The sequence below is a fragment of the Butyrivibrio sp. AE3009 genome (assembly GCF_000420845.1).
Taxonomy (GTDB): domain Bacteria; phylum Bacillota; class Clostridia; order Lachnospirales; family Lachnospiraceae; genus Butyrivibrio.
Genome location: NZ_ATVS01000020.1, coordinates 1 through 13,181, shown reverse-complemented (window position 1 = coordinate 13,181; position 13,181 = coordinate 1). Strand labels below are relative to the sequence as shown.

Sequence of the window (13,181 nt, the reverse complement as noted above, 5' to 3'; positions counted from 1 at the left end):
TTTCCTCCCTAGAAAATTAGATGTGACGGGTGTTTTTAGCATATTCTGCCGTAATCAATAGTATCATTTTAACCATACAAATGTCAATGTTTTCAAGGCTTTAGCGGGAATTTATGTAAGCGTTTACAATCATAGACTTTTTCTGTATTATCTGCCAATTTACCAAATTTTAATGATTTCAACTGAAAAAAGTTTTCGCTAAGAGTATTGATTAAAGACTTTTCTTATATTATGATAATTAAGTATCAAAGGTTGGTGTGGCAAGCCCAGCCGTGATTTTATGCTCAAATTAACTAAGTATTTACGGAAGGAGATTTAATTATGGCATACGTTATTAGTGATGGTTGCATCAGTTGTGGATCTTGCGCAGCTCAGTGCCCTGTATCTGCTATTTCTCAGGGAGACGCTCAGTTCGTTATCGATGCTGATACATGTATCGATTGCGGTTCTTGCGCAGCTCAGTGCCCTGTATCTGCTATCTCTCAGGGTTGAGTCCAAGCGACAAATAATAAAAAGCACGTTTCATCAAGTTTACTTGATTGAACGTGCTTTTTTTATTTGACATTTGGCTTCGCTTTGCGTCCCTTTAGTCTTCCCCACTTCGCAATGCCGCCAGACTCGGAAACGCTTCGCTTGTTCCTCGTTGTCGCTGCTTCGCAGTATAAAAAAAGGAATATGAATTCACCTTTGTGAGCAAGCTCACACGGTGAATTCATATTCCTTTTTTTGCATTGCTCAGTGGGATCGCTCCATGTTTGCGAATTTCGTATATTCCGGCAACCACAACAAATCAATGGTTCCGATAGGTCCACTTCTCTGCTTGGCGATGATGATCTCCGCCACGCCCTTTTTCTCCGAATCCTTATTATAATAATCATCACGATAGATGAACATTACCATATCTGCGTCCTGCTCGATGGCTCCGGACTCACGAAGGTCTGACAGCATGGGTCTGTGGTCAGGTCTTGACTCAACGGCACGAGACAGCTGTGACAAAGCGATTACAGGTACGTCCAGCTCTCTGGCAAGGGCCTTCAGGGATCTTGAGATTTCTGAGATCTCCTGCTGTCTGGACTCTGAGCTCTTACCGCCGCCACCGCTCATGAGCTGCAGGTAGTCGATCATGATAAGGTTAAGGCCGAACTCCATCTTGTACTTCCTGCACTTGGAACGAAGCTCCTGGATGGTGATACCGGGAGTGTCATCGATGATGAGCTTGGAACCGCCCACTACATCAGCGCTCTCGATAAGTTTCTCCCAATCCATATCCGACATATTACCGGTTCTGATGTGCTGGGAGTCTACATGGGATTCCATGGCAAGGAGACGCTGTACAAGCTGCTCCTTACTCATTTCCAGCGAAAAGATGGCGATGCACTTGCCATCGTGGAAGGCCATATGCTCTGCAATATTAAGTACAAAAGCGGTCTTGCCCATGGCGGGACGGGCCGCAATAAGAATAAGCTCCGAAGGATGGAAACCTGCGGTCTTGTAATCAAGATCGAGAAAGCCCGTGGAAAGACCTGTAACATTGCCCTTCATCTTGCTGGCGATCTCAATACTGTTAAGAGTATTCATAACCACCTGATCGATGGAAACAAAGTCTCCGGCACTTCTCTTCTGGGTTATCTTAAAGATGTCCTTCTCAACATCATTGAGAAGGGCCTCCATATCTTCCTGGTTGGTGTAGCAGTTGTTGATGGTATCCTCGCTGACCTTGATAAGCTTCCTCAAAGTGGACTTGTCCGCAACGATCTGGGCATAATACTTGACGTTGGCGGAAGTGGGAACAGCGGATACCAGTTCACCGATGAACTCAACACTGGAAACCTGGGGCGGAACATTCTTTTCCCTGAGCCTGTTCTGAAGGGTAACAACGTCAACGGCGCTGCCCTCTCTGTTTAGCTCAACCATGGTCTCAAACAGCGTTCCCAGCTGCCTGTTGTAGAAATCCTCCGGATTCACAATCTCCGAAGCCACCTCTATGGCGTCTTTGTCTATGAGCATGGCTCCCACCACCGATTGCTCGGCCTCAAGGCTGTTGGGGGCCACTCTTTTTAAGAGTTGTTCTTCCGGCATAGATTACTGTTCCTTTACACAAACTTTGAGTGTTGCTGTTACCTGGGGATGAAGCTTAACGGGAATCTCGTAGGTTCCGAAAGCCTTGATGGGTTCAGGAAGCTGAAGCTTTTTCTTATCAAGCTTAAAGCCAAACTGCTTCTCGGCTTCACTTACGATTTCCTTGGAGGATACGCTTCCGAATACTCTTCCGCCCTCACCGGCCTTCATGGTCACCTGAACAGTCTTCTCGCCAATCTTCTCTCCAAAGGCCTTGGCCTCGTCCAGCTGCTGCTGTGCAACGATGGCGTCTCTCTTCTGCTGATTCTTAAGCTCGTTCTTGTTCTTGTCGGTTGCCTCTACTCCCAGCTTCTGAGGAATTACGTAGTTCTTGGCATATCCGTCGCTAACCTTTACTATTTCTCCCTTTTTACCAAGGGTCTTAACATCCTGTAATAAAATAACCTGCATATTAATTCAAATCTCCTTCTTCTGTCATTTTATCCAGAGTCTCCTTGACTCTTTCAATGGCTGCAGCCGCTGATATTCCCTCAAACTGACATCCTGCGCTGCTCATATGTCCGCCGCCGCCAAGCTTCTCCATGATGATCTGAACGTTGACTTCATCTATGGATCTGGCACTGACATAGGTCTGGCCCATGTATTCGGTGCAGACAAAGCTTGCTCTTACTCCCTTGATATTAAGGAGCTCATTGGCCGCCTGGGCCGCCACAATAGTGGGACTGGCAAGGCCTTCTGTATCAAGCACCGACATAGCATAGCGCTCTCTGTAGATCTCAGCCTGGCTGACTGCATCAGCCTTGGCCTTGTACTCTCTTGCATCCTCTCTGAAGAGCTTGCGGACTCTTGTGACATCCGCGCCGTTTCTTCTAAGGAAAGCTGCCGCCTCAAAGGTTCTGACACCTGTCTTGTTCATGAAGTTGTTGGTGTCTACCATCATTCCTGAATACATGCTGTCAGCTTCTTCATTGCTGATCTTCACATTCTCGCCGATATACTGAAGTATCTCCGATACCATCTCACAGGCTGATGAAGCATAGGGCTCAACATAGGACAGCGTTGCATTCTCGATAACCTCTGTGCCCTGCCTGTGGTGGTCCAGCACAACGATGGTCTTGCAGAAACGAAGTAATTCCGGACACTCAGTGATACTGGGCTTATTAACGTCTACAACCACCAGAACCGTGTTGCTGCCTGCCATATCGATGGCCTGCTGATTATTGATGATCATGTCATTCTCATAATCCGGATTGTTCTTGAACAGGTCAACCAGAGGCTGCATGGAGGTGGTCACATCATTAAGAACAATATGGCACTTCCTGTCCAGAGTCTTGGCAATCCTGTAGATACCAACCGATGAGCCAAAAGAGTCCACATCTCCGATCCTGTGTCCCATAACAATGACATTGTCCTTGCCGGAAATGATCTCTCTAAGGGCGTGAGCCTTAACTCTTGCCTTAACCCTGGTGCTCTTCTCCATCTGCTGACTCTTACCGCCGTAATAGGCGATGTGGTCTGCGCTCTTAACAACTGCCTGATCTCCGCCTCGTCCAAGGGCCAGATCAATGGCATTGCGGGCAAATTCGTAGTTCTGTGCATAGGACAGACCGTCAAGTCCCATACCTATACTCAAGGTAACCGCCATCTCATTGCCGATGTTAACGGTCTTAACATCCTCCAAGATATCGAATCTCTGCTCCCTTAGCATCTCGCAGGACTTCTTGGGCATAACAACGAAGTATTTGTCCTTCTCAAGTCTCTTGGCGATACCGTTACAGGAAGCGATGTACTTGTTGATCTTACGATCTATAAGAGCTGTCAAAAGAGATCTTCTGACTTCCTCGACACTGTCCAGAGCCTCGTCGTAGTTATCAAGGTAGATAAGACCTGCTGCCAGTGACTGGTTATCAACCTCCTGGATCGCCAGCTTGAGAGCCGTCTCGTCAAAAAGGTATACGGCTATAAGACTGCCCTCGTAGCCATCAGCATCGATGATATCGCTGTTCTGAGCCATCTCATACAGAGATATCCTCTTCATCTTGAGGGTAAAATTGCTGTTGTCATAGTCAAGATCAAAGGACAGCTCCTCCGGTCCTTCCGGAAACTTGTCGGGTGTGATGGTCGGGAAAAGATTGGTAATACTCTTCCTGTAGCCCTTGTCCTGGTGAACTATCCTCTCAAAGGCTGCATTGGTCCATACAATCTTGCCGGTGTCATCAAGAACCGCATGGGCAAGATCCAGCTCCCTGAGGAGTCTCTTCTGAATCTGTCCGTACTCGGTGGCAAAACTCACAAGCTCATTCATGATAATGGGTTTGTTATAGAAATTGAGATACAGAACCGCTATAAAATACAGTCCGGTAAACGCAAGCACGATAAGCCCGGCAGTAAAATTAACCGTAAATACCGCCGCATTTACCAAAACAAGCAGAATCCCCAGATATGTAAAAATACGAAGATAAGTCTTAAGTTTTCCTTTTAACTTCACTCGTGATCTATTTGGCATATTCCTGTCCTCTTCCCCCAAACCACAGACATTACTCATTATAGTATAGCACAAAACTCCGCGATGGGTTAGCCCACCGCGGAGTTTGTATCACAGACTCTTATTTAGTTCCAAGTCAATTATTTGATAAGTTCATAGTTCTCATCGAAGCTGTACTTCTTGCCCCACTTAGTGATTGTCTCACTCTTGGCAAGCTTGCCGTCAGCCTTGGCGTAATACTTGTTAACGCCGTTCTCCTTGATCCATGCCTGCTTAACCTGATGTCCCTTATTGTCAAAGTAGTAACGTGCTCCGTCGATATCTGTCATACCGGTAGCCATTACACCATTCTCATCAAAGTAGTAGGTGGACAGCCACTTATCCATGAAGCGGCCCTTTACAAGCTTACCCTTGGAATCAAGGTAATACTTCTTGCCGTCTACAGTAACGAAGTCCTGCCTTACCATGCCGCCGCTCTTAAGGTTGAAGAAATAGGTATCTCCGTCAATTACCTGGAATCCCTTAAGCTTGTTGCCCTTCTCGTCAACATAGTAGGTTGATCCCCACTTGGTGATAAGAGTTGCCTTTACCTCGGGCTCAGCTACTTTTACAAGCTCGATCTCTGCTCTGTCACGAACTCTGAGGCATGCTCCGTCAGGATTATAGTATGACAGACCAACCGCCTTGATGGTGTTGCCAACAACAACGTCTTCGTTAACAGTGTCGTTTCCGTCAGATGCAAGGATGTATCCGTCGATGAATACTCTTGCCTCTACGCCTGACTCATCTACAACGTAGAAGTAGTCAACGCCTGCTGTGTTGGTTACAACCTTTGTTACCTTACCCTCTACCTGAAGGAGTGATCCACCGAGGGCTTCGTAATCAGCTGCTTCCTTGGTGGTTACTGCCTTAGGAGCAAATACATAAGGCTCAGCATCAAGAACCTTGTAGTTGTAGATCTGGATCTCCTTGTCGCCCTGATATCCGTCAACGAAACCTGTAAGTCTTACCTTGGTTCCGATCTCGATACCTGCATCTGCTATAGGGAATACCGTGGTTCCTGCTGTCTCATCCTGAACATAGATAGTGTCGAAGAACTTGTTGCCTTCAACTGCTGTTCCGGCTGTTACATAACCCTCAACTGTGAAGATGTCGCCGGGGTTACCCTTTCTCATCTCGGCAATTGTGCTTACCTTGATCTCCTTTCTGTTGTTTGAAAGGTAGTTGAGAAGGATGTTTCTGTTAGCGTAGTACTCGTCTCCGCCATTATCAAGTTCTGACTTAACCTCGAAGTTACTGAGGAATACTGTACCTGTCACAAGAACGTCTGAGCCTGATGACAGCTCTTCTCTTGCTGCAAATACAACGCTTCCCTTGGGAACTTCTTTGTACTGATCGTCGAACTGCTTGCAATCCTTGGTGTAGGTTGTGTCATAGCCCATAACAAGAGCTTCTGCCTTACCTGCTGCTACAGCCTCTTCATCAACAAGGACTGAGCATCCGCTGTAAGCGCTGTACTTCTGAGTGCTTGTTACGCCCTTGAGGAGGTAGCTGTTTCTGTTGAAGTTAGTAGGATACAGTCTGTAGTTCTGTCCGCCGTTGTTATCATCATCGCAGACCTCATCTGAGTTGATCCTTGTGGTTGCTCCGATAGCTGCAAGGAGCTTGTTGATCTCAACAGATGACTGGCAGTCCTTGGTATCCTGATAGTCAGCAAGACCGCAGACAATAAGGTTGCCGCCGCCTGCAACATACTCTTTTACCAGTTCTATGAAAGAATCCTCGAAGTGCTTGATCTCACCGTTCTTGGTGTTCTTGTTAGGTGCTGAAACAACAAAAACTGCTGCATTTGCAAGAGTCTCTTTGGTGATCTCTGTATTAACAACGTCTACCTTAACATAATCGCTTGCTGCGATATCTGCGAAGTTACCAACGTTTCCGCTGTAATAGCCTGATACATAGTCATTGAGGTGTGATCCGTCAACTACTACGTGTGTAACCATCTCGTCTGATACATAAACAAGATCAAGGGTAGCTGTGTACTTCTTTTCCACGCCGTTCAAGTATCCAAGAAGAATTACATCGATAGTCTGCTTGCCGGCCTTGTCGCACAGATATTTGAAAGTATCGTTGATCTCGCCCTGAGACTTGATAGCCTTCATATCTCCTGTAACATCTGTTACGTGGATAACTGCGCCGTTAGCTGAGTAAACGATTGATCTTACGTCAAAATCTGTTGCTTCATTGTTATAGAAGGTTGCATTGATATTGAGCTCTTGTCCTGCTACAGGAAGTGATGTATCAGTTGAAAGAGAGCTGATTCCTACAGCCTCAACGGCTGAAACCCATACAGGTGCTGTAACTGCGATATTTCCGTCAGCCTGTGTAACTCTGATGTAATAATAGTTCTTGTCAGGATAAAGGTTAAACTCTGCTACGTCAGAAGCCTCGTTAACCCTCTTGCTTGCTACAACGAATCCGCCGTTAGTAACAACTTCTACAGTCATCATTCCTGAATCTGTAGGATCGGAAGTCTTAACCTTGATGTTAACCTCTGAAGGTGTCTCATCAAGAACTGTTCCCATTATCTCACCGTTAAGTGTGTAGTAAATGGAAAGGTCGTTATCCTCTGTTGCATATACACGCATGTTGCGGATAGCGTCGTAAATATTTTCTCTTGTAAGTGAATCAGCAAGGATTACGGATCTGCCTGTGTTGGCATCTCCCCATCTTCCCTTGTGGTTATCCTGGTTGTTGGCAGGTGCTACATGCCAGCCCTTATCAAGAGCTCTTGTGTAGTACTCATATGAAGGGAAGTATCCGCTGGATCCGATAGCGCCTTCACCGTTACCAACCTCGATAAGTGTGATCTGCTGGTCGTTTGCCTTTGAATAGTAAGCAAAGTCATAGAAATCACCGAAGGTTGTTCCGGGGTGGTTGAACATACTGATTGAATCAGGTGTGTTAACCAGCTGTGCATAATAGTTCTGAAGAGCTGTTCTTGACTTGCTCTCATAGCCTGTCATGTTACGGCTCATGAATCCATTGGTGTTAAAGGTATTCATGTGACCGGGAGCTCCGCCTGACCAGGTCATCTCATAGCCATAGAGAGATACGAAGTCGTCTCTTGTGTACTTGTCAGCAAGCTCGTGACCCTCTTTCCACTCTGAGGATGCGCTGCCGTCTGAAATTGTTGCTGATGTGTCGTTGTCAAAAGAGTTGGAGTGGTCAGTTACTGCCAGGAAGTCAAGGTTCTCAACTTCGTTGGCTGCGTGGTTAAATGCCTCCTCACAGGTACCTGAACCATCTGAGTACTGGGTATGTGAATGAAGCTGACCAAAATAGATGTTGTACTCCTCGTTAACTCTCTCTGTAAACTCAAAAGTTGAGACTGCGCTGTCTGAATATCCCTCGCAGGTAGCCTTGGCCTGAACTGTTGCAGGAAGGTCAGAGAGCTTGAAAGGATCTGTGTACTCAGTCCATGTCTCACCCTTATCAAGGGAGTAAAGGATCTTGGCGCCCTCTGTAGCTGTCTTAAGAGTGATGAACTGGCTCTTTCTTACAGCGCCGCCGTTGGGGCTTGCCTTAACGTTACCTACAGCTGCAAGGCTGTATACGAAGGACTTCTTGATGGAGTCTGTCTTGCCTTCAGCTGTTGCATATGCTACTACTATAGCCTTCTTAACAGGATCAAGCTCTGATGCAGCTACAAAATCCTCTGCTGCAAGAACAGGCTTGTTAGCCTCGTCATATGCTGCGAACTCTGCGCCATTTACTGAATAGTAGATAGTTGCATTCTTGGTGGGAGTAACCATTGTAAGAGCCTGTCCGTAAGGAACCTCGCCTGATTCAGGCTCTACATTTACGCCTGCAACCATGTCTGATGTAATTGCGGGGCTAGCTGTAACCTTGATGGTTGTGAAACGGTTAGCTCCTGTTGCAGCAACCTCTTTGCCATTGATGGAAGTGTTGTCTGCAGGGCCTACCTTGAAGTATACCTTGTCAACGTGAGCAACTTCTGCAGGTACGCTGAAGGTGATATCATCCTTCCAGCTTGTTGATACTTCGAATTTATCTCCGATCTCTGTGAAGTTCTCGCCGTCTGTACTGTAAGCTGCCTTCCAGTTCTTGGCACCTGTGTTTGATCCCTTCATGTCAAAATGAAGTGTGTACAGGCCATAGCCCTTACCTGAAACAGTAACAAGATAGTAATCCCCGGACTTCATTCCCTTGGAGCCGATAACAGCTAATTTGCTGCCACTGCTGGTGTAGTCATACACGGGAGCTACCTGCTTGCCACCTACGAAAGCAGTGATCTCATGAGCTGTATCAGCGAAGTCGTTGTCAGCGCTCTTGTCAGCGTAAACAACAAGGTCTGAAATGTGCTCAGCAAGATTTGTGCCTGCCCACTTGGCAACCTGAAGAGTAACAGAATCATCAACTGTCACATCGTCAGCGGGCTGATCTTCGCCTGCCTCATCTACCTTCTCTACTGCAGGACGATCACCATTTGTAATAGGGAGAAGCTCTATTCCGTTGTAATCGCATACAACAGCTGTCATGTTTACGGTTGTACCAACCTCGAAGCTAAAGAGCTTGTCCAGGTTGCTTCCGTATACAAGAGCCTTAGTTCCGTCAACTTCTACATATACGTTGTTCTTCTTGTCATTGATGGAGGCAAACTTAACACCCTCAAGCTCCACCTTTTTGCACTCATAATCGTTGTAGTTTGCAACAAAATCCTTGAAATTTGCTGCCTCTATGGTGTTAAAACCATAGTCAAAAGTATTGGTCTCATCCTTCTCAACGATTGTTGCTGCGTCAAGCTCTGCAAGTCCCTTGTAGTTCTTGAGGGCACCTGTTGCAGTAAGAAGGTTACCAACCTTTATTGTCTTGTCTGCTTCAGACAGATAGAGGCAGATAGCTCCTGTCTCATCCTCTACATAGACATTTTTGCCTGATACGTAGTTAACGACACCCTTAACATTGTAAGTTGTGCCTTCTGCGCCGCTTTTGGCCTCAGCGATTGTTGTAAGCTCGATCTCCTTGTCAGCCTCAGTCTCTGCTGTAGCTTCCACAGCAGCTGCCTCTGTAGTGCCTTCAGTTGCAGCCTCGGTCTGCTTCTCGGATGAAGCTTCGCTTGATGCCTCTGATGAAGCCTCACTCGATGCCTCACTTGATGCTTCACTTGATGCTGCCGATGAGCTCTCTGATGAAGCCTCGCCGGATGCCTCACTCTCTGTCTCGGACTGAACAGTCTCGGTAGTCTCTGCAGCAAATGCTACGGAAGTGTTAACCGAGAATGCCGTTGATACTGACATAAATCCCGCAAGGAGAATCGCCAGTATGCGTTTTCTGTTTTTCATACGCTCCCACCTTTCTTTTGAAACAATACTTTATGTTCAGACAAAAGACTCACTCTCCCAATTAAGCCTTTTGATGGAACCGAAGCAGATCACACCTTGGTATCCTTCTTCATGGTCTCTATCCTTGCGGATAAAAGCGCCACAATAGGTACCGTAAGGACAATGCCGATGCTGCCTGACACGCCCTGTATTACTTCCCTTGCTATCAGATCTGTACTAAGAAGCTGAAGGGGTGTGATATCGTAAAAATAAACCAGTAAAAGCAGTGTAAAAGAAGATCCCGCAAAAGCCAGGATAAGTGTATTGGCCATAGTGCCCATGGCGTCACGGCCGATGTTCATGCCGGATTCAAAGAGCTCTCTTGCGGAAAGGGCTGTGTTAACGCTCCTTAGCTCATGAACCGCCGAAGCTATGCTCATGGCCACATCCATAACAGCTCCCAGGGCTGCGATAAGGATTCCGCAGGTAAAAAGTCCGCCGATCTTCATACCGTGATCTCTTCCTATAAGAAGGAGTTCCTCCGACTCATTGGTCTGGAATCCCGTAATATGCGCAAATGCACCGGCGATAGCCGCAAACAGTGAAGCTATAACGACACCGGAGAGCGTTCCAAGGGCCGCGCTTATCGTTTTTTTGTTAATTCCGTCTATTAGAACAAAGGTAAAAACTGTGGTGTAGAAAACAATCAAGACTGTAACAGGTATTGCGGGAAATCCGTATTCCAAAAGAGGAAACAGAATCCCTACTATGCTGACAAATGTGATAAACAGAGCGATGAAGGCCATGGCGCCTTTTCCTCTGCCGATGATAAGGAGACTTGCTACGAAGATAAGAATAAGTACAAGAATGACCATCCCCCTGTCATAACTGTATATAAAGGCGCTGACGCTATCCCCCTGCGGATCAAGTCTTACGATGACCTTGGCGCCCTCTTTTGCATTGATATTGTACAAAGCACTCAGGTAATTGGTGGTCAGAAACTGCTTCCCCTTCTGAGTTCCCGACAGGATCTCTACGATTACCTCCTGGGAGCCTCTAAGGACTCCTTCGGTGCTCTCATCCCTCTGGGTGTTGTCCTGCAAAACGCTGACAACCCTGCCCTTGGCAAACTCGGACTTGGCACTGGTGCTCTCTGCTTTTTCAATAAGGAAAAAATGAATGAGAAAATAAGACAAAATAAAAATTGCAGTCAGCACTACCACTGCAATTATGCGCTTGTTGTCCCACTTAGAAGGTAAGGACGCAGCCCCCCCGCTCCCTTTGATACTTCCCATACTATCCATCCCAATCCGCCGCAGATACAGATGCAGCGGCAAAAACAAAAAACAGTTACATTATCCCCGAAATATTAATTCATATTTTATTTCTCTCGAGCGAGATTTAATTTTAGCAGATATCCATATCAAATTCCATATAAATATTTAACTATAATATAACAATTTTGTTAGACAAAACTACGATACAAAAGTCCCCCGGGATATCCGCATTGTACGGGCATCCCGGGGGAAACTTTCAGTTACCGTTAAGTAAATATTATTTGGTTATTATTTCTGCTCTTCCTCTTCTTTTTTCTTTCCTGCGAAAAGTAGAGAAATCGCTACCGCTGCTGATACAAGAATTGCAAAGCCTCTTGCTGTCTGATTGGTGGTGTCATCGGTTCTTGCTCTTCTTGCTCCGAGAACGGCCTGTCCGTTACCTGTGTCACGTCTTGCTCCGAGAACTGCTTCTCCGCCGCCTGCTGCAGCTACGGGTGCTGCCGGGGTAGGTGTCGGTGTAGGTGCAGGTGTCGGGTCAGGTGTAGGAGTAGGTGTAGGTCCCGGTGTAGGCGGGTTAGGTGTAGGAGGCGTAGGCGGTGTAGGTGTTGAGGTCCTGGTTACGATAGAGTACAGAACTACATCGTAAGCAGGTGCTCTCATCTGTCCCTGGGATCCTGCAGCAAACAAACCGAGGAAATTAAATGTATTTCCACCTGCTGTAAAGAATTCCAGCAATCCGCTTGTATCTCTCTCCATTGCCCAATCAGTGAGCTTGTATCCCTTGTAAGTAGGTACGTCAGCCACATCGAAGAGCTCGTTGTACTTAACCTTGAAGCTTGCAGGCGCTGCAGGGAAGTCACTTGGAAGGGTTACTCCTGCTGCAGGTCTGTACTCATAGCGGACGTTAATCATTATAGGCTCATAGATCACGTTGATAACTGTCTTATCCTTAACTTCATCATCAGCCTTGGCTTCTGCGCCGCCCTCTGCATATACAGTCTTGCTGTACTCATATCCGTCATAGGTGTTAGGCTTGAGACTTTCAGCTGTTACCTTAACAGTCTGAGGATCTCCAACCCATACCTTAGAGGTGTAATTAGTAGTTGCTTTTGTTTCACCATCAACTATGTGGTTAACAGTGTAGGTGATCTCATTGGTCTGAGTCTCATCCTTCACAAACTTAGCTGTGTAAGTTGTGTTGTCAGGAAGTCCGTTTGCCTTCTTGTCAAGGTTTGCATATACAAGACCGGGACTAAACTGCTCTGTTGCTCCTTCGATCTTAGTATCGCCCTTGTACCAGCCGTCAAACTTGTAACCTTCATTTGCCTTTGCAAGGGAACCTGTAATATCAGATACAATTGCAAGTACCTGGTGTGTCTCCTCGCTCGGTGTTGTTGTTCCGTTGCCGTCTGTGAGATAAGTTACTGTGAACTTCGCATTCTCGTCAAGTTTAAACCTAGCTGTAAAGGTTGTTACTTTTGCAGGAAGTCCGTCCTCTCTCTTATCGAGGTTGTCGATTACGAAGGCGGGAGCGATTGTCTCGCCTGCGCCTGCAATCTTCTCATCGCCCTTATACCAGCCATCGAATACATATCCAGGATTAGCTTCCGCCTTGGATCCTGTGATGGATGCAGTATCAAGTACCTGATGTGACTCTTCTGCAGGTGTTGCTGTTCCGTTTCCATCGGTCTTGTATTCTACCTTGTAGGTGTCATTAACATCAAGTACAAATCTTGCTTCGAAGGTTGTATCATCATGAAGTCCGTCTTTTGCTCTGGTGTTGAGGTTTGCATATACAACCTCTGCACTGATTGTTGCTGTATCTGCTACCTTCTCCTCACCCTTATACCAGCCTTCAAATACATATCCAGCATTTGCTTTCGCCTCGGAGCCACCTATCTTATCCTGAGTATCAAGTACCTGATGTGTCTCATCTTCAGGATTTGCTGATCCGTTACCATCTGTTGTGTAGCTGATCTTGTAGGTATCTTCATC

Annotated in this window: 7 protein-coding genes; 1 reads left to right on the top strand and 6 read right to left on the bottom strand. The window is 46.5% G+C overall.

Going from position 1 to position 13,181, the window contains the following annotated elements:
* Nucleotides 1-321 precede the first annotated feature (321 nt).
* Entirely contained in the window at nt 322-492 is a 171-nt protein-coding gene (locus tag G588_RS0111245; RefSeq protein ID WP_081644326.1) for a DUF362 domain-containing protein, read from the top strand.
* Nucleotides 493-735: 243 nt separating this feature from the next.
* On the opposite strand, the gene dnaB is transcribed toward G588_RS0111245, so the two are convergent.
* From dnaB to G588_RS0111215, 6 genes are all read right to left on the bottom strand, one after another.
* A complete protein-coding gene (gene dnaB / locus G588_RS0111240; protein WP_022778837.1) occupies nt 736-2,079 on the bottom strand; it encodes a replicative DNA helicase in 1,344 nt (447 codons plus the stop codon).
* A gap of 3 nt (nt 2,080-2,082) precedes the next feature.
* Nucleotides 2,083-2,529, bottom strand: a complete 447-nt coding sequence (gene rplI / locus G588_RS0111235; RefSeq protein WP_022778836.1) for a 50S ribosomal protein L9 — start codon at nt 2,527-2,529, stop codon at nt 2,083-2,085.
* A 1-nt stretch (nt 2,530) separates the two neighbouring features.
* Nucleotides 2,531-4,585 (bottom strand): DHH family phosphoesterase, encoded by a 2,055-nt coding sequence (locus tag G588_RS0111230; protein ID WP_026668735.1) that lies wholly within the window; start codon nt 4,583-4,585, stop codon nt 2,531-2,533.
* Nucleotides 4,586-4,704: 119 nt separating this feature from the next.
* Nucleotides 4,705-9,930, bottom strand: a complete 5,226-nt coding sequence (locus tag G588_RS21575; protein WP_022778834.1) for a CehA/McbA family metallohydrolase — start codon at nt 9,928-9,930, stop codon at nt 4,705-4,707.
* A gap of 89 nt (nt 9,931-10,019) precedes the next feature.
* Nucleotides 10,020-11,204, bottom strand: coding sequence for a YibE/F family protein (locus G588_RS20005; protein ID WP_051139939.1), 1,185 nt, complete (start codon nt 11,202-11,204; stop codon nt 10,020-10,022).
* 270 nt (nt 11,205-11,474) lie between these two features.
* Nucleotides 11,475-13,181, bottom strand: a 1,707-nt coding sequence (locus G588_RS0111215; RefSeq protein ID WP_022778832.1) for an InlB B-repeat-containing protein, incomplete at its 5' end; no start/stop codon positions are given.